Here is a 25,279-nt window from a genome sequence, read left to right as displayed (position 1 = left end):
ATAATAAACAAATATAAGACTGACGATATTTAGAAAACACAGAACTTACAGAATACAGAACCTATAAATAGAGAATAGCTATGAGTACTAAAAACGAACAGCTCTTTGCACAAGCCCGTAAGCATATCCCAGGCGGTGTGAATTCACCCGTCCGCGCCTTTGCAGGGGTCGGTGGTACGCCAATCTTTATGCACCGCGCCAATGGTAGCAAGATTTATGACACCGAAGACAATGCCTATATCGATTATGTTGGCTCTTGGGGCCCAATGATTTTGGGTCACGCCCATCCAAAAGTCATCGATGCAGTCAAAAAAGCGGCCGATGATGGCTTGAGCTTTGGCACACCAACCCCGTTTGAAACCACGGTCGCTGACAAGATTTGTGACATCGTCCCGAGCGTTGAGATGATTCGCATGACCAGCTCAGGAACGGAGGCGACCATGAGTGCGATTCGTTTGGCACGTGGTTATACTCAGCGTGACAAAATCGTCAAGTTTGAAGGCTGTTATCATGGTCATTCAGACAGTCTACTTGTGAAAGCAGGCTCAGGTATGCTCGATATCGGTGAGCCAACGTCGAAAGGTGTACCCGCCGATTTTGCGAAGCACACGATCACGATTCCTTATAATGATCCGCAAGCAGTCAAAGACTGCTTTGAAAAATGGGGTAATGAGATCGCTTGCGTGATCTTAGAGCCGATTGCTGGCAACATGAATATGGTCATTCCAGCGCAAGAGTTCCATGACACGTTGCGTGCACAGTGTACTGAGCATGGCGCAGTATTGATTTTTGATGAAGTCATGACAGGATTCCGCGTGGGTCTTGGCGGCGCGCAAGCACACTTCGGTATCACGCCTGATTTGACCTGTTTTGGCAAAATCATTGGTGCAGGCCTACCAGTTGGTGCGTTTGGCGGTAAAGAAGAAATCATGTCTTGTATCGCACCGCTTGGTGGCGTCTATCAAGCGGGTACGCTATCAGGTAACCCACTTGCAATGCGTGCTGGTATTGCGATGTTTGAAGACTTAACAGCAGAAGGCTTTTATGAAGACTTATCTGCCAAAGTCGATCATCTGGTCGATGGCTTTCAAGCGGCGGCGGATAAGCATGGCATTAATCTGCGCACCAATAAATTGGGCGGTATGTTTGGTATGTTCTTTGTCAAAGACGCTGATACCAAAACCCCAAGTAACTTTGATGATGTGACAGAGTGCGACATGGAGGTGTTCAATACTTTCTTCCACGGTATGTTAGATCGCGGTATCTACTTGGCGCCGTCTGCGTATGAAGCAGGCTTTATGTCAATCAAGCACAGTAATGAAGATATCGATGCATCGATTAGTGCTGCTGATGAAATATTTGCAGAGATGGCAAAGGGCTAAACCACTCTAAATCTCTAAAATCTTAGATATTTAAAAGATAAACCAGCATTCATAATAAATTATGATGCTGGTTTTTTTGTGCGTTTGTCATATTTGCGATCTTTTAGGCTTAAATTGCCACGCAAGACATCGCTATACATCCGAAAATCACTAGCAAAACTTTTTAGTGGAAATTTAAATGAGGCAGGTTTGTTTTTTTCAAAGAAAAAATGTCCGACCCAAGCACAAGCGTATCCGGCAGCAATGCCTTTTGCGAGAGGCTTTGCCGAGCCAGTTTTGATAGATTTTGCCAATCCTAACAAGCCAAAGCTGCTACCTGCGAAATGGAGACGGCGACACGCCATGTTTTGATGCTCGTCTAAATAAAAATCATAAAACGCCTGTTTGGGTGACGCTTCAGTTTTTATCATATCCGTTCTGGTGCTGTTATGGGTATTGGCGGTTTCGGTCGCATTTTTTTCGGTTGTTTGATTCATGCGGTTAGCTTCCTTGCTAGTGGGTTTATCGACTATCCATCGTCGGCAGTTTTTAGGTAAATAACTGATGGGTTTCGATGTGATTTATACCGATGTAAAAGCAGTAAATAACGGTTTTTTATCACAATATTACGAGCTTTCAATGTAGCAAACCGATATGGCTAACACAAGCGCTAGATGTAGGCTTGGTCATTAGCCTTTGATAGAGTGGTTTTACACTTTTGCTATGATTTTACGGCGCTTGCGCGTATTTGGTATAAATGCTTTAATGGCAAAATGGCCCAGATTTGTGTGGCGGCTGCTTTTTCTATACCTATGATTTTATATCTATGTCGTACCTGATTTTGTTAAACTACACACTCTCTCTAACACGGTGACAACTTGCCTTATGCCTACTGACTATCTTACGAACCCGCCACTCGGCGATGATGAAATGATGGCAGCCATTGATATTGGTTCCAACAGTTTTCACTTAGCCATTGCCCGTCTTGATCATGGGGAAGTGCGCAAAGTAGTCTCTATGTCTGAAAAGGTACAGCTCGCTGCTGGACTGGATGAGCATAAAATCTTGAGCGAGACAGCTGAACAGCGTGGTCTGGATTGTTTGAGTCGGTTTGTGGCGCGTTTGGATTCTGTACCGCCAGAGCGTATTCGTGTGGTTGCGACCAATGCCTTGCGCCAAGCCAAAAATGCCAATGATTTTATTTCTCGTGCCAATAAGATTTTGCCCAAGCCCATTGAGATTATCGCTGGTCGCGAAGAGGCACGATTGATTTATTTGGGCGTCTCGCATACCAATGAGAGTAGCGACAAGCGCTTGGTCATTGATATTGGTGGTGGTTCGACGGAGTTTATCATCGGTCAAGAGTTTGATCCTTTATTGACTGAAAGCTTACAAATGGGCTGCGTTGCATTCACGCAGAAGTACTTTGCTGATGGCCTCATTACCAAAGAGGCTTTTAACAATGCGATTTCAGGCGCGCGCAAAGAAGTACTGGCAATCAATGGTCGTTACCAAAAGACTGGTTGGAGCAGTGTGGTCGGCTCAAGTGGCACGATCAAAGCGGTGCGCAACGTCCTTGTGTCCAAAGGCTGGGCCGATGAGCAAGAACGCATTACTTATAAAGGCGTCAAAAAACTAGAGCGATTGCTGCTTAAGATTGGCAATATTGATGATATCGAGCTAGAAGGCGTCAAAGACCATCGTAAAGCCGTATTTCCGGCAGGTGTGGCAGTGTTGCGTGCGGTGATGAAGGTACTAGGCGTTGAAACCATTACCTACTCAGATGGGGCGTTACGTGAAGGCGTGATGTATGACATGCTCGGGCGTTTTGCGAGCGAAGATGTGCGTGACCGCAGTGTGCTTGCGCTCATCAAGCGTTATTCAGGCGACAAAAAGCAAGCCAAACAAGTGGTAAAAACCAGTCGTAACCTGTTTGAGCAAGTAAAAGATAAGCTTGCCCTAACAAGCGATGACTGTGATTTACTCAGACGTGCCGCGTTCTTGCATGAGATTGGCCTTGCAATCAGTCATAGCAGTTATCATAAGCACAGCGCCTATTTGCTTGAGTATTCTGACATTCCAGGGTTCTCGCAAGTGGATCAAAAGCGCATGGCGCAGTTGATGCTTAACCATCGCCGTAAGCTCAAAGCCGATATGTTTGAGCAGACCTGTCAGATTGGCGGAAACCAGCTCGTCTATCTGTGCTTGCTATTGCGTCTTGCCGTACTCGCGCATCATAGCCGTAGTGATTATAAACTGCCAGAGCTGGAATTAAAGGTCATCAGTGATAGCGACTGGCAAATCACGGTTGCTGACAGCAGTGAGCATTATGCGTTTTTGGTTGCTGATTTGCGCACAGAGATTGAGCAGTTTGCCAAATGGGGCGTACAGCTGAGCGTGATGGAGACGCATGAGGCTGAGCCGTTACCATTGTCAGTATCGAGTTAAAGATTAACGTAACAAAAGCAGTGCTGTCGATAATGTCATGCCATATAAGATGTGCTACTATAGCTTCTATTGAGTTTACAACTGTACTTTCATTATCTGAACACCGATAACGATATTATTCTTAAACATAAATACATTAAGTATAATGATTAAAGGGAAGCGTCTATGAGCACTGTCTGGGATAGTGTGCAGCTTGCACGACATGCCAAGCGTCCATTATTTATGGACTATGTTAATCAGCTTTTTACCGAATTTGATGAGTTGCACGGCGATCGTGCTTTTGCCGATGACAAAGCCATTTTGGGCGGTCTGGCACGGTTCAATGATCAACCTGTAATGGTCATCGGTCAGCATCGTGGTCGCAGTACTCGTGAGCGTATCGAGCATAATTTTGGTATGGCCAACCCTGAAGGCTATCGCAAAGTGATTCGCTTAGTCAAAATGGCCGAGCGCTTTAATATTCCTGTGATGACCTTTGTCGATACACAAGGTGCCTATCCTGGTGTTGGCGCAGAAGAGCGCGGTCAAGCACAGGCGATTGCAGAGAGTATCGCGGTATTCTCTAGTCTAAGAGTACCTATCATCGTGACTATCATTGGTGAAGGCGGTTCAGGTGGTGCATTGGCAATTGGCGTTGGTGATAAAGTCAACATGCTACAAAATAGCATCTATTCGGTCATTTCTCCTGAAGGCTGTGCTTCTATCTTATGGAAAACTGCTGAAAAAGCACCAGACGCCAGTGAAGCACTGAAGTTAAACGCCATTAATCTATATCAAATGGGTTTGATCGATGCTGTTATTGATGAAGGTGAGGGCGCACATGTGCAGCCACAACCCGTTATGGAAGCTTTAAAATCACTGATCACTGAGCAGCTTGATGAAATCAAAGATTTGGATGCTCAAGAGCGTTGTGAGCTCCGCTACGAAAAACTAAAGACGTTTAACTCAGAAGTGATGCTGCCTGCTTAAGGCTAAGCATGTGCTAAGCTTTTCATATTAGAGACTGAGTCTTAATGTTAAAATAAAACGTGTCATTTAATGGCGCGTTTTTTTATGTCTATTATGTCTATTAATTTGCTCATGAATTTATCTATCTAAAACTAAGGCTGATTATGACCAGCAGTGCCATCCTCACGCATCCTATTAGACCAGTCAACGATTTGCCGATTGATGAGACGTTGGCAGATGCATTATTGAATAGTATGAAGGAATATAGTGATCAGCTGCATGGTCGTCGCCTGTGGCTAGCCTGTAGTGGTGGGCGTGATTCATTGGCGCTTGCAGCGTTGTGTGTACAGCTCTACCGACAAGGGCGATTGCCCTGCTTACCGCAGCTCCTACATGTCGATCATGGTTTGCAAGCCGATAGTCAGCATTGGGCTGCGCATGTCGCGAATTGGGCTAAGATGCAGCAGATACCTTGTCATATCCTAAGAGCACAAGTGCCAGGTCATGATGAGCAAGCCGCGCGGCAAGCCCGCTATAACGTCATGCGTGCGCATATCAATCAAGACGATGTATTGCTATTAGGACATCACGCCGACGACCAAGCCGAAACGGTGCTGATGCGCTTAATCCAAGGCGCTGGCGTGAATGGTCTGTCAGGCATGCAGCCATGGCGAGTACAAACCCAGCACGGACGACGCAATGTATTATGGCGGCCTTGGCTCACGGTAAAGCGCGCCACGATTAGTAATTATGCCAAGCGCTTAGCATTGCCTTATATCGATGATCCGACTAATGACAGTGGTGATAATGTCCGTAGCGGACTGCGCCGCGATATCATGCCAGTACTGGCAACTTATAACCCAAATGTCATCGATAATATTGCCCGTAGTGCGCAGCTATTAGGCGATGCACAAGCCACTGTCAATGCTCAAGCTGAGCAAGATATGTTGCAGACAGCTGATGAAAATCTACAGCTACCAGCCGCACAGCGCGTGCTCAATATCGATGCATTGCAAGCATTACCTCTGTATCGCCAGCGGCAACTACTGCATCATTGGTTGGGTCAAGACGAGCCGTTACCACCTGCTAAGCAGCTTGTCGATGACGTATGGAACCTTACTCAGCGCAGCGACCATGATCATCAAACTGAACTGTTTTGGCAAGGTCGCACGCATTCCTATACTGTTCGCCGCTATCGTCAGCAGCTCTACCGGCTAAGCAATGAATGGTTGTCTTGGTTAGATAGACCATTGATGGTGCAAGCGCAGCCATTATCGCGTTTGGATTTGACAACAAATGACTCAGTAGACGGTGATTTTTTACTACTGACTGTTTGTCGCAATGAAGACTATATCTGGCAGCTGCAAGTGTATCCAGATGCGCTGGTAAGACTGATAGAAAGTCAGATAGGTGAGACAGTACTCAATGCAGTATTAAAGATAAAGCCATTAGATCGCAAACAGAGTGTGCAGACGGCATTGGCGACACGTCCACAATCAGGCAAAAAGCTGTATCAAACGCTTGGTATTCCATTATGGCTGCGAGAAAGCTTGGTTGTGGTTAGCGTAGCGTTTCTAGATAAAGAACACGCTAAAAATGAGATACCCATCCTATTATTATCGCCTTTTAACAGTTGGGTATTGAAAAATGACTTTTCGATCAATACCAAAAATCTAGGTAGTGATATCGATGATGTTTTTAAGAATGTGCTAAGACAAGCTGAGTAGATGAAACAAAATATTTAGGTAGTTAGAGGGTCGGTATTTTTTATCATTTTAATATCTATTATTTTAGTGTTTTCATATATCTCCTCATGACGCTCTGCGCTCTGCTCAAAGCCGTATTTTTTATAAAAGTTAATGGCGTTGGTGTTGGTTTCTAAAACCCATAGATGAAAGCGAGCCGCGGCATTAGCGGCTGTTATATCTTGCAATGATGCTTGCATAAGTGCGCTGCCCATACCTTGATGTTGATAAGTAGGTAAAATATATAGCGTGGTGATTTCATAGCGCTCATCTTGAGAATAGTAACTGATGAAACCTACGATGGTATTACCATCCTGTGCTACCCAAACCTCTACTTCGGGCTGACGCAATATCTGCTCCCACATGGCTGTTTTTTTAGCTAGATTATTCATCTCATTGATATAAGAGATGGGCAAAAGGCCTAGGTAAGTATCATGCCAACTGTGGACATGTACTTTTGCAATATCTGAGAAGTCTTTTTGAACGGCTTTACGAATAAAAAACATAGTTAACACCTCAAAATATTTTATAAAAATTATTTCTCAATCTAACAGCTAAACCATGTCATAGTCGACGTCAGTTGTGTGTTTTAACTAGGTTTACTACCGTTGTAGACGGCAGGAATTTATCAAACGATACTAAGAGCAGTATGATAAACTGAGTGTCGTTTTATATATCAGTATGTTACGTTGAATACTTTTGAATGTTGTGACTAGGAGACAAATATGTCGGTATTAGATAATAAGAAAATCAGTTTTATTGGTGGCGGAAACATGGCACAAGCGCTCATTAGCGGGCTTGTGGGCTGCGGCATTAAGCCAAACCTTATCACGGTCGCCGATCCTAGCAGCGATATTCGTGAGCAACTAGCGGCTAAAGGGCTAAACACTGTTGATCCAATGGCAGATGCCAAATCTGCTGTGGTCGGTGCTGATATCGTGGTATTGGCAGTAAAACCACAAATGATGAAAGTGGTGGTTGGTGCTTTTGCTGATGCATTGGACAATCAGCTGGTCATCTCGGTTGCCGCAGGTCTGTCAACTGACCTTTTATCTAGCATGCTGGGTGGCTATAGTAATATCGTGCGCGCCATGCCAAACACGCCTTCGATGATTCAGATGGGTGCGACTGGCCTCTACGGTACAGATAATATCTCAGCTGAACAAAAAGCGTTGGCAACCGCGGTGATGGAAGCGTCAGGATTGGTCATGTGGGTCGATAACGAAGAACATATGCATGCTGTTACTGCCGTGTCAGGCTCAGCGCCAGCGTACATGTTTTACTTCATCGAATCGATGGTCGATAAAGGCATTGCGCTAGGACTAGATACCGAGCAGGCGTCGGCACTGGCACTGCAAACCATGATAGGTGCGGCAAAAATGGCGATGAATAGTGAAGATGCGCCTGCTGAATTGCGCCGCAAAGTGACGTCTCCAAACGGTACTACCCAAGCAGCCGTTGAATCCATGCAAGCCAATGAGATTGGTCGCCAAATCGGTGAAGCCATGCAAGCTTGCTATGATCGTAGCCAAGCGCTTAGTGAAGAGATGAGTAAATAGTTATTGATTAGTAATTAGTAATTAATAAGTAACGTCACAAAAAGTAGGTCAGGCTAAACAGCTGACCTACATTGCATGATGATTCGCATCTGATAATGACAGTTGTCATCCTAAAATCTGTCAATAATGTCCCATTGAGTAGCCCTTCATGAACAACATGTTATTTCAAGTTTTTGATCTGGTCACCACATTCGCTATGATGCTGGTGTTTATTCGTTTTATGCTGCAATTTGCAGGGATGGATGCGCGCAACCCGATGATTGCACCTGCCTATAAAGCGACCCATATCGTCGATGTGTTTGGGCGTATCTTCCCAACGGTCGGACAGGGACGTATTAGCATTGCGGCTATCGTTTTGATGTTTTTGATTCGTCTGATTGACATCTCTGGAAAAGCAGCATTGACGCATCAAGGGATTGCCCCTGTGCCGCTATTTTTTACGGGTACGATCAGCCTAGTGTTAGACTTTTTACGCATGTGTCGCTACTTGGTGATTGGGTCGATTATCGTCAGCTGGATCGTGGTGTTTACCCAATCACAGCATCCTATTATTGGTATTATTATGAGCTTAGCGGAGCCGATACTAGAGCCGTTTCGTCGTATTACGCCAAACTTAGGGATGCTTGATTTGTCACCGATGGTTGCTTTCTTTGTGTTTTATTTACTTGAGATATTCATCGGTGGGTTGGCGGCAAACTTCATGCCTATGTTGGGTTAAGCGATATTTTGCAACAGTGAATAAACTATGCATATTGTCAGATCTTTGACTAAAAAGGCGCTTTATACTTTATAGAGCGCCTTTTGTATGTTTGCTGTTAGGACATGTCTCTAATTCAAGCATTTATCACTAAATGTGCTAAAAATGGCTAAATCTTTGACAAACAGCGTCAAATAGCTGGTCAATATCTCGATATTGTCTGCACTATTTTCCTTGTTTGCCTGCGATTTATCTCATTTTTATCACCATTTTTAAAATAGAGACACGCCCTAATGAATGTCTGATAAATATAAGATTACTATTTTATAAACATATCAGGCGCGGACAAAGCGATTGGGTATCAATTGAGCTTGAGCATCTTCAGGGTGCGGCACGTCAGCTGCGCGCAGTGTCTGGGTAATCCAACTATCTGCAGATTTTACCGCATCAATCAAATCATCTCCCATCGCCAGACGCCCAGCGATAAAACTGGCAAGCGAACATCCTGAGCCGTGAAATTCACCCTCTAGGCGCGGTAAGATGCTCTTATGTAACGTCTCTCCTTCTATATATAAATACTGCTCGATATCACCGCTATCAAAATCATGAGAGGTTTTTACCAACACCGCATGAGCGCCTTGCGCGCATAGTTTTTTCGCACCACTGTGCAAATCCTGCTCGCCGCTGAGCGCGCGCAATTCATGCGTATTGGGTGTGATCAAGGTGGCGTAGGGTAGCAGCTGCCTAAACGCGCTCACCAGCGTCTTCTCATCGCCCAAGCTGCCACCGCTATTGGCGACCAATACAGGGTCCAATACAAACGGGGTATCAGTGCTTATTACTTGCTCAGCAAACAAATGCGTCAACATTGCAATATTGTCAGTGGTGCCGAGCATACCTGATTTAATGGCTTTAACGGGTAGATCACCCAGCACCGCAGTGGCTTGAGCCTTAACTAACGCTGCGTTACAAGCTTCAAAGCCAAATACCTGCTGTGAGCTTTGAATCGTGACTGCCGTACAAGCAATGGCAGCATGCGCACCAGATTGACCGATGGCTTCGATATCCGCTTGTAATCCAGCGCCGCCTGAAGGATCCAATCCTGAAAAACACAGTACGACAGGTCGCATAACCGCTCCTTTGAGGTATTTTATAATCAATGATAAATACTATAGCTACCTACTGCCAAAAAATCTATCTCAGTCTAGTACCTGTAGATTAAGTATAAAATATCAAAACACATGAGACTGTTTTGACTCATCAATTTAGCAGTGGCATTTTTTTGCGATATGGCGTAATTTTAAGTATTAAAAGGCGAGAAAAGCATTTATATCGATAATTATGAGAAAAGCTGGATTAAATCGGTAGACAAGGCTTGCAATTCGTTTTGGCTTTGCTATAATACTCGCCCACGGCATAAGACGTATTGTTAGCATCAATACTATGTTTATAGATTTTTTATAGATGTTTTAAATCGTTAGGTGAAGTGGGTGAGTGGCTGAAACCAGTTCCCTGCTAAGGAACCATACGTGTAAGCGTATCGAGGGTTCGAATCCCTCCTTCACCGCCATTTATTCAGTTATTATTAGAGTAGTAACGCAGCATATTGCGTTAAACATTCTTAATAATTAAATCAAAAAATATTTTGTTTTTAATTAAAAAAGATGTTGACACAAGCGATATTATCTATATAATAGCCAACCTAATTTACTGAAATTGTTTTTAACAACTCGGTAAATGATTTGCAAAGTACGCGCTTGTAGCTCAGTTGGATAGAGCACTTGGCTACGAACTAAGGGGTCGGGAGTTCGAATCTCTCCAAGCGCACCATTTGCATAATCAATTAAATCAATCGCCTGTCTTATGACAATTGGCGATTTTTTTATGTCTGCAATTTTTGTTATCTAGCACTGCCTTTTATTTAGTGACTTTAAGGGTTTTGGTTTCGTGATTTTATATTGGCCAAATCATAGCTATCCTATGTGATTAGGATGATTAGACAGTCATTTAGGATAATGTACGATAGGCCAGTCATTTACGGTACAATAGCGTTACTATTCACTGCTTGCTACGAGCTTGTACCATGTCAAAAAGTTTACCTAAACGCCCGTCAAAATCTACTGGCAAATCAAAGCCACAACCCAGCGCTTTTGCGCAGCAAGATCCTAATGAAGAGCCCACCATTGCCAAACCCATGGTTCGAGTCGTGGCTATCCTTTATGATGGCATGTTGATTCTGGCTTTGCTGTTTTTGGTGGGTACGATATTGACCGTAATTGGCACGCTGCTAACGATGGAGACGGGTACCGAGTCTTCACAGGCCCAGTCGCTACCGCTTTGGTATCAAAATGCCATTATGACGCCGTCGTTTGTTCTGACACTGGTGGCATTCTATGGGATATTTTGGCGCCGTGGTGGTCAGACATTGGGGATGCAAACGTGGCGGTTAAAAACCATCAATGATGCTGGTCAGTGGCTCACGTGGGGACAGTCGTTTAAGCGTATCTTGGCTGCTTGTCTGATGCCGTTACTCTTTGGCATTATCGGTAGTCTTATTGATGGGTCACGCGCCGCCTTATTGGCCAGCGCATTTCTTGGATTGGTATTCAACTATGTTTTTTGTCTGTTTAACCCTCGCGGTCTCGCAGTACAGGACATGCTATCCAACACCATTACCCTAAAAATGCCAAAAGTAGCACATGAAGGGTTATGGCGTGGCTTTAGAAATCGTAAGAAAAAGTCTTAGGATTATAAAATAGCCAGCAATGCTCAAAACATACCAGAGTGAAAAATTATATACTAACGCTTTGAATCAGCCATGCCGTATAGCCGACAAAGAAAAGTACCAACGTAGCGCCCGACGTACGACCGAACTGGCGCTTTGTTGTAAAGGCAAACACACACAGAGCAACGAGTAATATCGTCAGTAGCCCCATTGCCATCACATCGCGCGATAAAATCACCGGATCAGCAGAGATAGGGGCAATGACCGTTGCTAGGCCTACGACCGCTAAAGTATTAAAAACATTCGAACCAATGATATTACCTAGTGCCATATCGTGTTCGCCTTTACGTGCTGCTGACAAGCTCGATACCAGCTCAGGCAGTGATGTACCAACCGCCACAATCGTCAAGCCAATGATGAGCTCGCTGAGCCCCCATAGCGTTGCCAATTCAACAGCGCCCCAGACGATCGCCCGCGAGCTGATTACCAGCATCAGCATACCAAGTAGCAAGCTACCAAGTCCACGCGCTATGCTTAGCTCTGTCTCATCTGAATCCGCACTATCAGCAATATCATCTTCGTGCTCATGATAGCCTTCACGGATGCTTAGCACGATCTGTAGCCCTAATACAGCAAACAATAACACCAGTAACACGAGACCATCCGCTTGGCTCAACATGCCATCACGTAGCTGCCATGCGGCGATGGCGGTAATTAGCAGTAGTAGCGGCAGGTCGCGCTTTACGATGCCCTTACGGATGATAATAGGGCTGATCAGTACGGTTGCGCCGAGTACTAAAGCAATATTAATAATATTAGAGCCATAAGCATTGCCCAAAGCCAGCTCAGGGCTACCTTCTAGCGCTGCTAATACTGACACCACCATTTCAGGCGCTGACGTGCCGATACCTAATATCAAAACACCGATTAAGAAACTCGGTACACTAAACTTTTTTGCCAGTGCTGTCGCCCCATCAATAAAGACATCGGCACTCCAAACCAAAATTGCTAACCCAATCAGTATTGCAATCACTGCCAACCACATCGGTATGTTTCCTTGTATATGATGAAAAATATGAGTTTAATAGAGAAAAATCGCATAAAAAAAGCCGAATCTTGATTTAGATTCAGCTTTCCCTTTGGCATCGAGATTTTTAGTAATAATAGCAGTTAATTCAAAGATGTAACTTTGTGTTTATCTTAAATTTACCAAAACCTCACCATCCTGTCATATTAAGCAACTTGTACAGGAATGATATTTGCTGTGTCTTTAACTGTGTTGTCTTCGTTGCAATAGACCAGTTTTGGCTGATAGGTTGACGCTTCGACTTCGTCAAAATGCGCGTAAGCACAAATAATGACGATATCGCCCAAATCTGCCATATGAGCCGCAGCACCATTTAATGAGATAATACCAGAGCCCGCCTCAGCACGGATAGCATAGGTGCGAAAGCGCTTGCCATTGGTCACATTATAGATATCGATAGATTCGTTTTCACGTAGACCAGCTAGGTCTAGTAGATCACCATCGATACCGCATGAGCCTTCATAGTGAAGCTCAGCATGGGTAACGCGAGCACGGTGTAATTTGCATTTAAGCATATTAAGTAGCATAGGTTGCTTCCTTAGCGTAACTGATATTAAATAACTAAATCAAAAGGTTAATGGGGACAAACCTGCCAAAATAAAAGGCTATTACCATAGAGGCAATATTTTATTCAGGTAATTTAAAGCCATTGATTTGTGAACGTGCTTTTTCGATATCACCATCTAGCAATAGTGGGAGCGCGTCAAAAGCCGCCGTCAATGCGCTATCAATGGCGATTTGCTCATCGGGAGACGCTTTTGAGAGGACATGTCCACTGACTTTAGATTTGTGACCAGGATGGCCGATACCCACACGCAGACGATGAAAGTCATTACCGATATGTGGCGTAATATCACGCAGGCCATTGTGACCACCGTGACCGCCGTCGGTTTTGAGTTTGATGCTACCAGCGGGAATATCGAGCTCATCATGAGCAATCAATAACTCGTCGTTTTTGATGCCATAAAAATTTACCATAGGCACGACTGACTGACCAGATTTATTCATAAACGTGAGAGGCATAAGTAAACGCACATCAGAGCCATGAATGTGCCCACGTCCTGTCACCCCATGAAATTTTTTGTCAGGGGAGAGTGTAATGTTGAACTGCTGCGCCAAATGATGGACAAACCAAAATCCGGCATTATGACGCGTAAACATATACTGCTGACCAGGATTACCAAGACCGACAATAAGCTTTATGGCCATAAAAACACCCTGCTTAAATTTGATAAATAAGGATAAGGTTTAAAATATCGATAGATAGTATATTCTCAAACCTTACTTACAAAAACAGCAGGAGATTTCAAATCACCTGCTGTCTTCTTAACTAAACGAGTCTGTTACTAAGTAGCACAAAATAAAGTGCTACCTAGACATAGTATATTACTCGTCGTCTTTGCTTTCTTCAGCATCAGCGTCGTCGTTTTGCTCAGTTGCTGGTACTTCATCAGCATCAACGTCGTCAGCATCTTCATCAACTTCTTCAACCGTTGGTGGCTGCATGTTAACGATAGTACGGTCATGGCCGTCTTCTAGCTCAAGCTCATGAATCACAACGCCTTCAGGAAGTTTGATGTCTGATAGACGGAACAAATCACCGATTTCCATACCAGATACATCTACTTCTAGATATTCAGGTAACTGTGATGGTAAGCAGATAACTTCGATATCAGATACTAGGGTAGATAGTACACCAGCAGCAGCAGTACCTGGCGCTTCTTCACGACCAACAAAATGCACAGGAACGTTCATGTGGATTTTTTGACCTTTTACAACGCGCTGGAAGTCAGCATGCATTGGGAAGCCTTTAGCAGGATGACGCTGCAAGTCTTTGATAACGGCTTGATGCTCGGTACCGTCAACATTGATGGTCAAGATGTGTGAGAAAAATGCTTCAAACTCAAGTGCTTTTACTAGCTCGTTGATTTTGATAGAGATCGCTGTTGGCTCTTCATTACCACCATAGATGATAGCAGGAACTAGGTTCTGCTTACGTAGGCGGCGGCTCGCACCTTTACCTTGGATTTCAGCAGAACGATCAGTAGCGTTTAGTTCAAAATGATTATTGCTCATGGATATAATCCTATAAAAAGAATGATGAAGTGTCTGGTCATAAAAAAGTGGATTTGCGACCAATCCACTAATACGTGATGAGAGCTAATATCTATCGTTGCGTATAAATGACACAACTATCGATGTTAGCCATTTGCTTATAATAATGATTTTTATAGTAAAAATTACCACAATAGCCATTATTGTTCAGCATGATCAGCACTTTTGATAATGCCAACCTGATTGAATAAAACAAAAGGTCAGCACAGGCGCGCATTATACGGGATTTTGTAGTAATAATAAAGACCTACGCAAAGTACCTACATAAAAATAGCGCCAAGTACTGATACTTGACGCTATTATTTTTATTACTAAATTTTTATTGTCACCACAATGCTATTAAAATTTATAGCAATGACTGTCTCATATTAGGCATCAAACATCGCACTAATAGATTCTTCATTATTAATACGGCGTAAGCTTTCAGCAAGCATTGGCGCGATACTCACCTGACGGATTTTGCTACAGGCTTTTGCTTCAGCTGATAATGGAATCGTATCGGTCACGACCACTTCGTCTAACGCAGATTCGCTGATGTTTTTGAGTGCATTACCCGATAGGACAGGGTGAGTGATGTAAGCTAAGACGCGGCGTGCACCATTTTCTTTCAATGCTTCGGCAGCTTTACACAAGGTACCTGCCGTATCGACCATATCATCAACGATAACGCAATCACGGTCACGAACATCACCGATGATGTGCATGACTTGTGACTCATTGGCACGAGCACGGCGCTTGTCGATAATCGCCATGTCGGTATCACCCAACTGCTTAGCCATTGCACGGGCACGAACCACACCGCCAACATCAGGTGAAACCACCATGATATTGTCATAGTCTTGCTTTTGTAGGTCGTTTAGCAATACAGGTGTGCCGTAGATATTGTCTACAGGAATATCAAAGAAACCCTGAATCTGATCTGAGTGCAAATCAACAGTCATGACGCGATCGATACTGACGATGTTTAGCATGTCAGCGACGACTTTAGCCGAGATAGGCACACGAGCTGAACGTGGACGACGATCCTGACGAGCATAACCAAAGTACGGCATAACAGCCGTGATACGACCAGCACTAGAGCGACGCAGGGCGTCTGCCATCATCATGATTTCCATTAAGTTGTCGTTGGTCGGTGCACAAGTAGGCTGCATGATAAACACATCTTTACCACGTACGTGTTCTTTGATTTCCACGGCAATTTCGCCATCAGAAAAACGCGTGATGTCAGCTTTACCAAGAGGTATATGAAGATGATCGGCTACGGTTTTTGCTAATTCTGGGTGGGCATTACCCGTAAAAATCGCCAAATAAGGCATGACAGAAGTCCTATTGATTGACTCAAGCAGCGACCGCTAAGCAGTGACAAACTGCTCAAATTAAGAAAAGAATGGTGAAAAGGGTTGATGACTACTATTACAGTAAAAAATGGCAGGGGTAGCTGGACTCGAACCAACGGATGTCAGGATCAAAACCTGATGCCTTACCAACTTGGCTATACCCCTGTAATGTCTAGGCTATGAACAACCGAAAGCTAATAGCGACTAATAGTCATTCTTAGAATGGTGTCATGACCTGTCAGTTATCTTATAAACGATTGAGCCGTCTAAAACATAACTTTTCCCTAGCGGTGTTCATTGCGAACTATACCGAAACTGGGATAACGTTGTCAATGACAATAGTATAAGAGGTTATCTATAAACCGCTTATACTCAGTGTATTTCTAACGCTTCGTACTAAAAAATGGCAGGGGTAGCTGGACTCGAACCAACGGATGTCAGGATCAAAACCTGATGCCTTACCAACTTGGCTATACCCCTATTGTGGCGACCTATTATAAGTAAATTTTCAGATTTTGCAAGTCATTTGCGGGTTTTTCTGGTATTTATTCATCATAGGTTGTTGCTGGCGCTATTTTAGCAAATTAAAATAGGCAATCCTACCTTTGTCCTTATGCAGATGATAAGAAATCTAAAGGCTATATGTTCTATTTTAAGTTTCTAACAACATACCCCGAACAAGGCGCACTTTCAATCCATGTTACCAACAGCGCTTTATCAGAGGTAATACTCGCATCTAAGGGTAAAAATACTGCACTACCTGAGCCAGTCATGCGTGCGGTACTCATTGCCTGCGTCTCCAACCCTTGCAAATAATTCAAAGCCTCTGCAACAGCAGGAGCGAGGCTCGTCACTACTGGAGTAAAGACATTGTGATAAGGCGTATTCAAATTTTGAACATAATCATTGGATTGATTTTTAATCGTATCAATCGATATAGGAGCGATATCTCGCTGTAGTTTGGGGTGGGCGAATAGTTTGGCAGTATTGACATGCGCCTCAGGCGTTAAGACTAAATACTGCTGGTCAGGTAAATTGATGGCAGTTAATTCTTCACCGATACCCATGGCAAAGGCATCTTGACCAAAGATAAAGATTGGCACATCTGCGCCTACCTTTGCACCAATTTTTATCAGCTCATCGCGAGTAAAGTTAAGCTGCCAAAGCTCATTGAGCATCAGCATAGTCGTTGCGGCATTGGATGAGCCACCGCCCAATCCTGCACCCATAGGCAAATGCTTGTCTAACGTGACATGAACTGGCACTAATTGACTTGGCAATTTATTTGACTCTATGGCAAACGCTAGCAATGCGCGCGCGGCTTTAAAGATTAAGTTGTCTTCTATGTCGGTAGTTATCACCTCGGCACCAGCTAATACCAATAGCTGATGACAGAGGGTGTTGGCATCTGCTTTATTATCAGCCGTTGGTACCAAAGCATTATCCATGAGTGAAAAATGCAAATAATCACCCCAATCAAGCAGGCGAAACACGGTTTGCAAATCATGATAGCCGTCAGCACGCTTGCCAGTAATATGCAAAAATAGATTGATTTTTGCAGGGGACAAACGAGTAATAGTAGTGTCAGATACTTCGGCTATGTTTTTCATCATATTTTTCATCATATACAGCTAGTGCAGTGAGCAATAGGGGCTAATTTTTCAGTGGTGATACACTAGTAATGACGGACTAGTGATTGATCGTCATCACAACTTTATTGCCTTGTGGCTGCACAGCACTGATTTTACTCGGGAGTTTGTCATTCCCTTTGTAAGTAAAGCTGGCACTCCAGTCGCCATTGACTGAGCTTACCAATCGGTTTTGAGCATCAAGCTGCGGGGCGCTATCTGAGGGCGCTGGGCGACCAGAGATCCAATAAGGCATTTGAGAGATGGGCGCTTGCCAGCCAGTGGCTTTTTGTAATAGTTCCTCAGGATCATCGGCGGTCAGTGTGCCTGTTTTCTCACTGACTAACGTCGCGGTTTGACCATTATATTCAATGTTGGTTTTACCAATACCAAGTGCGCCAATCAATTCAATGGCAAAGCGATCGTTCTCTTGTCCCCATGCATAAAACGCACTACCGCCTTGGGTACCTGAGGTGTCATTAGCAGGTGCTGTCACCCCAATTTTACCCGTGATGTTAAAGCTCTCTAGCTTTTTGGGCTGATCAGCGTTTTGACCTTGCATCGTGGTTGGTTGATTGGTCGCGTTGGCTGTTTTTAATGACTGACAGCCAGAGGTAATCACCATTGTAGTAGCTATCGCAGTAAGCAAAGCCAGTTTATTTGGTTTATAAGACATCGTTGATGCTGACATAATGTTTTCTCAAAATGGGAAAATGGACAGGTTAACAAAGATATTAGCTTAAGGGCTATTTGTTGCTCGGTTATGCACGGCTGTTAGCTTCTTATACGTCCCTTGTAATTGATAAGTGCTTTGTCATTTACCAAGCCTGATGGCATCACGCCGCAACAGTTATTTTGAAAAAACAATATCAATATAGCTGTATGCTGTCATTGATATTATGTTGTCCAAAGGAGAATCGCTGTTGCAAGTCTGCAAGTAGTGCTTCGACTTTTTCGTTATTGCCGAGACCTTGATAAGCACGCAGTAATAGAGTGCCTGAGCGCAGAGTTGGGAGCACATCGTAAGGCGTTTGTAGATAGTCGATGACTTGCTTATAGTTTTCTTTGGCCAATGCATTACCCGCCAGTACATTGAGAGCTTGTAGATGAAGGTCATTATCATAGCGCGGATCGTCATAGCGAATCTGAATAATTGCGGTGGCAAGCGCCAGACCTTGCTCAGAGCTACGCTCGTTGGCCAATAGCAACTGTGCATAACTGAGCTGATAGGATAAATTGGTAGGATCGAGCGCCTGTAAATGGTTAAGGAGCGTACGTTTGACGACATAGTCGCTTTTGTCATCTAACAGTTGGACACGGGCAAAGAGTAACATCTCATTGTCAGGATATTTACGAGCGGCCCGCGTCAACAGTCGTAAGGCTTCTTCTGATTCATTTTGCTGCCACAAAATATCGGCTTGCATCACAAAGGTGTCAGGGGCGAATACGGTAAAGTCTTTGCGTAGCTTTTCTAAAGTAGCAATGGCGGCGTCGACGTCGTCATTGAGCAATTCAAACGCGACTACCTTGCGACGTGCTTCTAATACTAAGTCTTCTTGCATCACGCCATTGAGATAGTATTTGGCCTTATCAAACTGTTGCTGACGCTCGGCACTGATACCGAGATAGTAATAAGCTTGGTCAAGGTAAGCGGGGTTTTTGGCAAGCATATTGAGTAGATCATCTGCACTCGCATATTCTTCGATATCCAAGCTCACTAATGCTGCTAGCAAGGTAATTTCAGCATCATCGTTAAAGCGGCTGTGGGCCTCAAGCAATAGTTTCCAAGCTTGCTCGCTTTGTTTTAAGTCTAATAAGTAGCGAATCTCGTACAGGTACAAACTTTTGCTATCAGGATTGCGCAAGCGTGCTTGGCTTATATAGTTGACCACGGTTTCTGCTGTAACGATTTTGCGCAAGATATCAGCCTTTAGGGTGATAAAAGGCACATAATCAGGCTGGCGCTCTAGCGCACGGTTGATATGTACGATAGCGATTTCGGGCTCATTAAATTGGTAAAGTAAACCAGCTTTTAATACGGATAATGAGGCGTTTTGCTCACTATCTAGTGGCTGCAAAGCGGCAAGCAGCTCGCGTTTGTCATCGTCATTATTGGGATAAATACCGATAAGGATTTCGCTCAAATCTGCACGCGGATCGTAGCGCAAGATGCGGTTTAAGGTCTCGCCAGCTAAGATATAGTCGTGTGCCCGTAGTGCCAAATGCGCCACATAGAACCAAGCAGGTACATGATCAGGATTCTGATCTTGCCATGATTTGGCAAATGCTAATGAATCCTCAACCCTTTCATTACGCAGTGATAGAGTCAGTGCCCTCTCAAAGACCGCTGTGGCATCTTCTTTAAAAGATTGTTGTTTATAGATCGTAATCGCACGTTGTTTGTCATCACGATCCGCAGCAAATTCTGCATCTAATAGAGCATATAAACTGGGTTCATTGAGTTCAGGCTGCCATAAGCTAGCTGGCGCTAGACCATCAATGTTGGTCACGCTATCTGTCATTTGGCTGTTTTTATGAACAGTCGTGCTGATAGAGGTGCTAGAAATAACGTTGTTATTTACCCCATTATCGCTAGTAATGACTGATGCTCGTGGCGTTTTTGCGGCCAACTCTGTATCAGCATGGCTGGCATGCGCAGGTACGGCAAGGCATAAACAGACGGCCAATGACAACGCTAGCTTATAACGCTGGCACAAACGATCGATAACGACCTGCAATAAAGCGCGGAGGCTAGATTGCTCGTTATAAAGAGGTTGTGATCTAGATAATGATCCAAAAAACATCATAGATAGCCGTGTTCGCCCATGGTTTACCTACATAGCTGAGGCAATTTTATTTTAATCATTTCAAATCAAATAGTGGTAACGAGTACCCATGACAAACATTATAAGAGCAGATGAACAGTATAAACAATAGCATCCGTGTTACTCATATCTGAGCAATCATCATTCTATTGATACGCTATGACTGATACTTGTTTTAAGCATGAGTTATTTTGCTAATATTTTTATTCAAATAGGTGTATTGATCAGAATACTGTGAAAATATAACAAGTTAGGAGAGACTAAGCGAATGATTTATGGTGGTCTTAGCGACCATTTGCCAAAACACATCCATTGATTTTATCAATCATATCGGTAGTTGATTTGTTACATTTGCGACCAGATACAGAGATATAGCTATCATAGATGGGTGAGTGTTAATTAACGCCAGCAATAATGATATAATAAGCGGTTTTTAGGGTCTTCCTTTCAGCGCTGTCGTCAAAAACTGTCTTTTAAAAATAATGAGATAGCGTGAGTGAGCAGCTGAGCGGCATGTTTATGGTCTATCAATAATGAGATTAGTGGTCATTGGGGTCAATCACAAAACTGCACCAGTCGCTCTGCGAGAGCGCTTGGCGCTGGTGGGTGACGATGTGAATGTTGCGCTTGAGCAAATAGAATCCTTCACTGATGGCAGCGTGATTGTCTCTACTTGCAACCGTACTGAGATTTATGCGCTTGTGCCCCATACGTTGACGCCGCACCACTCACACGCATCAAGCTCGGCAGTCAATGAGCAGACAGACCACGCCATCTCTCATAATGATTTTAGTAGCAGTGCTCATGTCACATCAAGCATGATCAGCGCTCATATCCTCAAGATTAAGACGTGGCTTGCTGAATTCAAACAGCTGCCACTCGATGATATCGACCCTTATCTCTATGTGCACCGCGACACGCACGCATTGACCCACTGGCTAAGAGTCGCAGCGGGGCTGGATTCTATGATACTGGGTGAGCCGCAGATACTTGGTCAAATCAAGCGCTCTGTGCATTTGGCACAAGAGCAAAAAGTATTGAGCAATCAGCTCGGTTGGATCGTTGATCAAGTGTTTGCCGCTGCCAAACGAGTACGTAATGAGACGCAAGTGGGTGCTCAAGCAGTATCGCTGAGTTTTGCGGCGGCTAAATTGGTCACGCAAATATTTGATGACTTGCCCAGTCGGACGCTATTGGTCGTCGCGGCAGGTGAGATGAATCGCTTGGTTGCTACCCATATCGCTGGTCTTGGCGTCGGACGAGTGATTATTTGCAATCGTAATCCTGAGCGTGCTGAGGCATTGGCGGCGGAGTTGCGTAGTCCCAATCGCCGTATAGACGTAAGACCCTTGCAAGAGTTGCCGCAAGTATTGGCAGAAGCCGATATTGTCAGCAGCTGTAGTGGCAGTATGGATTTATTAATTGATAAAACCATGACCATGCAAGCGCTCAAGCGTCGCCGTTATCAGCCAATGTTGATGATAGATTTGGCCGTACCGCGCGATATTGACTCAACCATCAGTCGCATTGATGATGTCTATCTGTATTCTGTCGATGATTTGCAGCATGTGATTGCCGGTAATATTGAGCAGCGTCGGCAAGCGGCGGTCGATGCGGAACTTTTAGTCAGTCAATTAGTCGTTGAAATAGATCGTCGCTTTCAAGTTCGGCAAGTGGGTAAAGACATCCAGCAATACCGTACCTGTACTCAAAATCAAGTAGATAAGCTACTGCATGAGTCCATTACCAAGCTGCAACAAGATGATGTCAGTCCAGAAGACATTCTCATTGAACTGTCACGGCGCCTGACCCAAACACTGACGCACGCACCATCCAAGCTGATGCGCAAAGCCGCCCGCGAAGGTGATAGCGATTTGCTAGATTTTGTGGTCTCTGGACTGCAGGATGCCCATCGCGGGCGTTAAGATTCTCACAGTGTCGATCAATGAATACTTACCAATAAAACTCTAATTGCGCAAGCCGTATCAGTGCCTGAGCGTATCGTTGTCAACCTCTGGTATCAGTGCTACTATCAAATTTTATGGATGATTTGGGTCAAGGCAGTTTGGCTTAAAATAGGGTGCTGGTACTCGCTTATAATGTGACTAGAAATAGTTTCGCTTAATGTTTATGGGCACTATCAGTCTTCATTGTAGTCAGTGCGTTTGCATATCATAAATCTTAAGCATTGATATCAAAACAGCACATGACCTCATCATCAGAGACAATAGCGCTGGGTTAAAGGGCTATCTTGTCTATCCTATATCTTCTTCATTTTGTTCGATATGAGTATTCGGTTGATACCAATCATCTATGGTACTTAACGATATTAGTATCTATATTATTTCCTATCCCGATATTACGGTACAAAGAATTAAGAGATAGTCATCATCTAATCATATACTAGGAGTGTTCAATGCCTGCATTACGTCAAGATATCGATCCAAACGGCTTATTAGAGTATTCAGTGGTTTACACCGATCGCGCGCTGAACCATATGTCAAAGGCCTTTCAGCAAGTGATGAACGACTTATCTAGTGATCTAAAATCTGTCTACAACGCGGATGCCGTGGTGATTGTGCCGGGTTCTGGTACTTATGGTATGGAAGCGGTCGCTCGACAACTGGCAAATGACGAAGATTGCCTCATCATTCGTAATGGTTGGTTCAGCTATCGTTGGACGCAAATCTTAGAAAAAGGTAAAATTGCCAAATCATCAACCGTACTCACCGCCAATCGTGCGGACGATAGCGAGTCACCAAAGCCGTTTGCACCAGTCGATATCGACACGGCGGTGGCTAAGATTAAAGAAGAGCAACCAGCAGTGGTATTTGCGCCGCATGTCGAGACTTCATCAGGGATGATTTTGTCAGATGACTATATCAAAGCATTAAGCGCGGCTGTGCATAGCGTCGGCGGCTTACTGGTTATCGACTGTATCGCGTCAGGCTGTGTCTGGTTAGACATGAAAGACTTGGGTATCGATGTGCTTATCAGCGCCCCACAAAAAGGTTGGAGCAGTACGCCGGGCGCTGGTCTTGTAATGCTAAGCGATGCCGCTGTCAAAAAAGTAGACAGCACCGAGTCTGATAGCTTCAGTATCGATCTAAAGCAATGGCTAAACATCATGCGCGCTTACGAAAATGGTGGTCATGCCTACCATGCGACGATGCCGACAGACAGCTTACGCCAGTTCCGTGATGCGGTTAATGAAGCCAAAGTCGTTGGTTTTGATAAGCTATGTGAGGCGCAGTGGACACTTGGCAAACGTATCCGCGAAGTATTAGAGGCTAAAGGCATCGAGAGCGTTGCGGCTGAAGGCTTTCAAGCGCCTGGCGTTGTCGTGTCTTATACCGATCGTGATGATATGCATAAAGGCAGCGCTTTTGCGGCAGCGGGTGTACAAATTGCCGCTGGCGTACCCTTAAAAGTAGGTGAGCCTGATAGCTTCAAGACGTTCCGTTTGGGTCTGTTTGGCTTGGATAAATTGACCGATATCGATGGTACCGTAGCGCGTTTTGAGTCCGCACTGGATGAAGTACTAAGCCAGTAGAAATATTAATTAAGAAACCTTTTAAAATGATATCGCTACTTTTATAAGTCGTTCTTAAGACGCTTTTATCATCATAAAATACTGAGCCGTTATTATAATCATACGTGCTCAGTATTTTTTTACCCTTTTATTATATTTTATAATATAATATATTTATATAAATCGAAAGTTAAGCAAATACTTAATAAACCTAAATGGGTAGTCCGTTATGAGTATACAAATAGACTGGCAGGCATTTACACCGATATCTTTAGTAGGTGGTCTGATGCTAGGGGTGGCGACAGTTATCTTACTGCTCGGCATCGGGCGTATAGCCGGTATCAGTGGTATTTTTTCAAGCTTGCTAAAACCCAAGCGTGTAGAGATGTGGCAGGTACTGTTTATACTGGGTTTGGTCATATCGCCCGTGCTGTACGGGCTGGCAAGACCGCTACCTGATGTAGAGATCAGCACTTCTTTGCCGCTGTTGATTGTCGCAGGGCTATTGGTTGGCTTTGGCACGCGTCTTGGCTCAGGATGCACGAGTGGTCATGGTATTTGCGGTAATGCCCGCCTATCTCCACGCTCATTGGTAGCGACCGTGACCTTTATGCTGTTTGGTATTGTGACCGTGTATATCGGTCGTCATGTACTAGGGCTACTATAAATGCTTAATGGCAGATTGTTATGAGATTGCTAGTAGCACTAAAGCGCGCACGACATATGATAGTTAATAGAAGATAATAATAGCGAGATACGACGATGCTAAAAAATATAATTGGATTGCTGGCAGGGTTACTGTTTGGATTTGGGTTACTGGTGTCAGGTATGACCGACCCTGTAAAAGTACAAGGGTTTTTGGACATATTTGGCGCATGGGATATCTCCCTTGCACTGGTGATGGGTGGTGGTTTGTTCGTTGCATTTTTTGGTGTGCTGTTGGCCAAGCGTCAACAGAGTAGCTGGATTGGCACGCCAATTGACATGCCAAGTAAAACCATCATCACCAAACAACTGATTATCGGGGCCATATTGTTTGGTATCGGCTGGGGTTTGGTGGGTATTTGCCCAGGGCCAGGCATCGTTTTACTTGGGACGGGTCAATGGCAAGCGTATGTGTTTATCCCTGCGATGATCATAGGGATGCTGGTCTATCAGTGGCTTGAGCCTAAACTTGGCTGATATAGTTAGTTCTCTATAAATTGGATACGGTGTCAGCCTCGCTTAGTCTACTATTTGTAGTACTTTTACTTGGCTTCCTTGTCTCCAAAT

The 25,279-nt window shown here is 44.2% G+C and carries 22 protein-coding genes and 4 tRNA genes; 13 read left to right on the top strand and 13 right to left on the bottom strand.

Annotated features, from left to right (window positions below):
* Positions 1–80 precede the first annotated feature (80 nt).
* Entirely contained in the window at positions 81–1,382 is a 1,302-nt protein-coding gene (hemL, locus tag ACTXGK_RS28965) for a glutamate-1-semialdehyde 2,1-aminomutase (RefSeq protein ID WP_443514671.1), read from the top strand.
* 59 nt (positions 1,383–1,441) lie between these two features.
* Here hemL and ACTXGK_RS28960 read toward each other — a convergent pair whose 3' ends face one another.
* On the bottom strand, positions 1,442–1,792 hold the full coding sequence (locus ACTXGK_RS28960; protein ID WP_301449814.1) for an Mpo1-like protein: 351 nt from the start codon (positions 1,790–1,792) through the stop codon (positions 1,442–1,444).
* A gap of 454 nt (positions 1,793–2,246) precedes the next feature.
* On the opposite strand from ACTXGK_RS28960, the gene ppx reads away from it, so the two are divergent.
* The 3 genes from ppx to tilS all read left to right on the top strand — a co-directional run bounded on the left by ppx (position 2,247) and on the right by tilS (position 6,484).
* Positions 2,247–3,809 (top strand): exopolyphosphatase, encoded by a 1,563-nt coding sequence (gene ppx / locus ACTXGK_RS28955; RefSeq protein ID WP_443514670.1) that lies wholly within the window; start codon positions 2,247–2,249, stop codon positions 3,807–3,809.
* A gap of 165 nt (positions 3,810–3,974) precedes the next feature.
* Positions 3,975–4,778: an acetyl-CoA carboxylase carboxyltransferase subunit alpha gene (locus ACTXGK_RS28950; RefSeq protein WP_443514669.1), complete on the top strand. Its 804-nt coding sequence runs from the start codon at positions 3,975–3,977 to the stop codon at positions 4,776–4,778.
* A gap of 143 nt (positions 4,779–4,921) precedes the next feature.
* A complete protein-coding gene (gene tilS / locus ACTXGK_RS28945) occupies positions 4,922–6,484 on the top strand; it encodes a tRNA lysidine(34) synthetase TilS (protein WP_443514668.1) in 1,563 nt (520 codons plus the stop codon).
* Positions 6,485–6,498: 14 nt separating this feature from the next.
* On the opposite strand, the gene ACTXGK_RS28940 is transcribed toward tilS, so the two are convergent.
* A complete protein-coding gene (locus tag ACTXGK_RS28940; protein WP_443514667.1) occupies positions 6,499–7,008 on the bottom strand; it encodes a GNAT family N-acetyltransferase in 510 nt (169 codons plus the stop codon).
* 219 nt (positions 7,009–7,227) lie between these two features.
* Between ACTXGK_RS28940 and proC the strand changes: the two genes are divergently transcribed.
* A complete protein-coding gene (gene proC / locus ACTXGK_RS28935) occupies positions 7,228–8,061 on the top strand; it encodes a pyrroline-5-carboxylate reductase (protein ID WP_443514666.1) in 834 nt (277 codons plus the stop codon).
* 148 nt (positions 8,062–8,209) lie between these two features.
* Positions 8,210–8,779 carry a YggT family protein gene (locus ACTXGK_RS28930; protein WP_075105771.1) on the top strand — a complete coding sequence of 190 codons (570 nt, stop codon included), beginning with the start codon at positions 8,210–8,212 and terminating at the stop codon, positions 8,777–8,779.
* Positions 8,780–9,093: 314 nt separating this feature from the next.
* Here ACTXGK_RS28930 and ACTXGK_RS28925 read toward each other — a convergent pair whose 3' ends face one another.
* Complete coding sequence (locus ACTXGK_RS28925) at positions 9,094–9,888, bottom strand: hydroxymethylpyrimidine/phosphomethylpyrimidine kinase (RefSeq protein ID WP_443514665.1); 795 nt, start codon at positions 9,886–9,888, stop codon at positions 9,094–9,096.
* A 350-nt stretch (positions 9,889–10,238) separates the two neighbouring features.
* On the opposite strand from ACTXGK_RS28925, the gene ACTXGK_RS28920 reads away from it, so the two are divergent.
* From ACTXGK_RS28920 to ACTXGK_RS28910, 3 genes are all read left to right on the top strand, one after another.
* A tRNA-Ser gene (locus ACTXGK_RS28920) sits at positions 10,239–10,328 on the top strand.
* Between the two features lie 183 nt (positions 10,329–10,511).
* A tRNA-Arg gene (locus tag ACTXGK_RS28915) sits at positions 10,512–10,588 on the top strand.
* A 253-nt stretch (positions 10,589–10,841) separates the two neighbouring features.
* The gene (locus ACTXGK_RS28910; protein ID WP_443514664.1) at positions 10,842–11,504 is read left to right on the top strand and encodes an RDD family protein; all 663 of its coding nucleotides are present in this window, start codon (positions 10,842–10,844) and stop codon (positions 11,502–11,504) included.
* Between the two features lie 46 nt (positions 11,505–11,550).
* Here the strand turns inward: ACTXGK_RS28910 and ACTXGK_RS28905 are convergent, their stop codons facing one another.
* The 10 genes from ACTXGK_RS28905 to ACTXGK_RS28860 form a co-directional block, all read right to left on the bottom strand.
* Positions 11,551–12,528, bottom strand: coding sequence for a calcium/sodium antiporter (locus ACTXGK_RS28905; protein WP_443514663.1), 978 nt, complete (start codon positions 12,526–12,528; stop codon positions 11,551–11,553).
* Positions 12,529–12,716: 188 nt separating this feature from the next.
* Entirely contained in the window at positions 12,717–13,097 is a 381-nt protein-coding gene (gene panD, locus ACTXGK_RS28900) for an aspartate 1-decarboxylase (protein WP_010196068.1), read from the bottom strand.
* A gap of 100 nt (positions 13,098–13,197) precedes the next feature.
* Entirely contained in the window at positions 13,198–13,779 is a 582-nt protein-coding gene (gene pth, locus ACTXGK_RS28895) for an aminoacyl-tRNA hydrolase (protein WP_093067285.1), read from the bottom strand.
* A 177-nt stretch (positions 13,780–13,956) separates the two neighbouring features.
* Positions 13,957–14,646: a 50S ribosomal protein L25/general stress protein Ctc gene (locus tag ACTXGK_RS28890; protein ID WP_201601199.1), complete on the bottom strand. Its 690-nt coding sequence runs from the start codon at positions 14,644–14,646 to the stop codon at positions 13,957–13,959.
* A gap of 407 nt (positions 14,647–15,053) precedes the next feature.
* Positions 15,054–16,001 carry a ribose-phosphate pyrophosphokinase gene (locus ACTXGK_RS28885; protein WP_057758042.1) on the bottom strand — a complete coding sequence of 316 codons (948 nt, stop codon included), beginning with the start codon at positions 15,999–16,001 and terminating at the stop codon, positions 15,054–15,056.
* A gap of 110 nt (positions 16,002–16,111) precedes the next feature.
* Positions 16,112–16,187: transfer RNA gene (locus ACTXGK_RS28880), tRNA-Gln, on the bottom strand.
* Between the two features lie 239 nt (positions 16,188–16,426).
* Positions 16,427–16,502, bottom strand: a tRNA-Gln gene (locus tag ACTXGK_RS28875).
* A 167-nt stretch (positions 16,503–16,669) separates the two neighbouring features.
* Positions 16,670–17,635 (bottom strand): 4-(cytidine 5'-diphospho)-2-C-methyl-D-erythritol kinase, encoded by a 966-nt coding sequence (gene ispE / locus ACTXGK_RS28870; RefSeq protein ID WP_443514662.1) that lies wholly within the window; start codon positions 17,633–17,635, stop codon positions 16,670–16,672.
* Positions 17,636–17,711: 76 nt separating this feature from the next.
* A complete protein-coding gene (lolB, locus tag ACTXGK_RS28865; protein ID WP_443514661.1) occupies positions 17,712–18,341 on the bottom strand; it encodes a lipoprotein insertase outer membrane protein LolB in 630 nt (209 codons plus the stop codon).
* A gap of 178 nt (positions 18,342–18,519) precedes the next feature.
* Positions 18,520–20,457 carry a tetratricopeptide repeat protein gene (locus ACTXGK_RS28860; protein WP_443514660.1) on the bottom strand — a complete coding sequence of 646 codons (1,938 nt, stop codon included), beginning with the start codon at positions 20,455–20,457 and terminating at the stop codon, positions 18,520–18,522.
* 551 nt (positions 20,458–21,008) lie between these two features.
* Here ACTXGK_RS28860 and hemA point away from each other — a divergent pair.
* From hemA to ACTXGK_RS28840, 4 genes are all read left to right on the top strand, one after another.
* The gene (gene hemA, locus ACTXGK_RS28855) at positions 21,009–22,400 is read left to right on the top strand and encodes a glutamyl-tRNA reductase (protein ID WP_443514659.1); all 1,392 of its coding nucleotides are present in this window, start codon (positions 21,009–21,011) and stop codon (positions 22,398–22,400) included.
* Between the two features lie 491 nt (positions 22,401–22,891).
* Positions 22,892–24,028 carry an aminotransferase class V-fold PLP-dependent enzyme gene (locus ACTXGK_RS28850; RefSeq protein ID WP_443514658.1) on the top strand — a complete coding sequence of 379 codons (1,137 nt, stop codon included), beginning with the start codon at positions 22,892–22,894 and terminating at the stop codon, positions 24,026–24,028.
* A gap of 208 nt (positions 24,029–24,236) precedes the next feature.
* Positions 24,237–24,674 (top strand): YeeE/YedE family protein, encoded by a 438-nt coding sequence (locus ACTXGK_RS28845; RefSeq protein ID WP_443514657.1) that lies wholly within the window; start codon positions 24,237–24,239, stop codon positions 24,672–24,674.
* Positions 24,675–24,769: 95 nt separating this feature from the next.
* Entirely contained in the window at positions 24,770–25,189 is a 420-nt protein-coding gene (locus ACTXGK_RS28840; RefSeq protein ID WP_443514656.1) for a DUF6691 family protein, read from the top strand.
* Positions 25,190–25,279 lie beyond the last annotated feature (90 nt).

The organism is Psychrobacter sp. T6-5 (assembly GCF_052258485.2).
GTDB lineage: Bacteria > Pseudomonadota > Gammaproteobacteria > Pseudomonadales > Moraxellaceae > Psychrobacter.
This window is presented reverse-complemented; position numbering and strand designations above follow the sequence as displayed.

Coding starts and splice junctions, on each gene's coding strand:
- hemL (WP_443514671.1), top strand. CDS start 81: ATGAGTACTAAAAACGAACAGCTCTTTGCACAAGCCCGTAAGCATATC.
- ACTXGK_RS28960 (WP_301449814.1), bottom strand. CDS start 1,792: ATGATAAAAACTGAAGCGTCACCCAAACAGGCGTTTTATGATTTTTAT.
- ppx (WP_443514670.1), top strand. CDS start 2,247: ATGCCTACTGACTATCTTACGAACCCGCCACTCGGCGATGATGAAATG.
- ACTXGK_RS28950 (WP_443514669.1), top strand. CDS start 3,975: ATGAGCACTGTCTGGGATAGTGTGCAGCTTGCACGACATGCCAAGCGT.
- tilS (WP_443514668.1), top strand. CDS start 4,922: ATGACCAGCAGTGCCATCCTCACGCATCCTATTAGACCAGTCAACGAT.
- ACTXGK_RS28940 (WP_443514667.1), bottom strand. CDS start 7,008: ATGTTTTTTATTCGTAAAGCCGTTCAAAAAGACTTCTCAGATATTGCA.
- proC (WP_443514666.1), top strand. CDS start 7,228: ATGTCGGTATTAGATAATAAGAAAATCAGTTTTATTGGTGGCGGAAAC.
- ACTXGK_RS28930 (WP_075105771.1), top strand. CDS start 8,210: ATGAACAACATGTTATTTCAAGTTTTTGATCTGGTCACCACATTCGCT.
- ACTXGK_RS28925 (WP_443514665.1), bottom strand. CDS start 9,888: ATGCGACCTGTCGTACTGTGTTTTTCAGGATTGGATCCTTCAGGCGGC.
- ACTXGK_RS28910 (WP_443514664.1), top strand. CDS start 10,842: ATGTCAAAAAGTTTACCTAAACGCCCGTCAAAATCTACTGGCAAATCA.
- ACTXGK_RS28905 (WP_443514663.1), bottom strand. CDS start 12,528: ATGTGGTTGGCAGTGATTGCAATACTGATTGGGTTAGCAATTTTGGTT.
- panD (WP_010196068.1), bottom strand. CDS start 13,097: ATGCTACTTAATATGCTTAAATGCAAATTACACCGTGCTCGCGTTACC.
- pth (WP_093067285.1), bottom strand. CDS start 13,779: ATGGCCATAAAGCTTATTGTCGGTCTTGGTAATCCTGGTCAGCAGTAT.
- ACTXGK_RS28890 (WP_201601199.1), bottom strand. CDS start 14,646: ATGAGCAATAATCATTTTGAACTAAACGCTACTGATCGTTCTGCTGAA.
- ACTXGK_RS28885 (WP_057758042.1), bottom strand. CDS start 16,001: ATGCCTTATTTGGCGATTTTTACGGGTAATGCCCACCCAGAATTAGCA.
- ispE (WP_443514662.1), bottom strand. CDS start 17,635: ATGATGAAAAACATAGCCGAAGTATCTGACACTACTATTACTCGTTTG.
- lolB (WP_443514661.1), bottom strand. CDS start 18,341: ATGTCAGCATCAACGATGTCTTATAAACCAAATAAACTGGCTTTGCTT.
- ACTXGK_RS28860 (WP_443514660.1), bottom strand. CDS start 20,457: ATGATGTTTTTTGGATCATTATCTAGATCACAACCTCTTTATAACGAG.
- hemA (WP_443514659.1), top strand. CDS start 21,009: ATGAGATTAGTGGTCATTGGGGTCAATCACAAAACTGCACCAGTCGCT.
- ACTXGK_RS28850 (WP_443514658.1), top strand. CDS start 22,892: ATGCCTGCATTACGTCAAGATATCGATCCAAACGGCTTATTAGAGTAT.
- ACTXGK_RS28845 (WP_443514657.1), top strand. CDS start 24,237: ATGAGTATACAAATAGACTGGCAGGCATTTACACCGATATCTTTAGTA.
- ACTXGK_RS28840 (WP_443514656.1), top strand. CDS start 24,770: ATGCTAAAAAATATAATTGGATTGCTGGCAGGGTTACTGTTTGGATTT.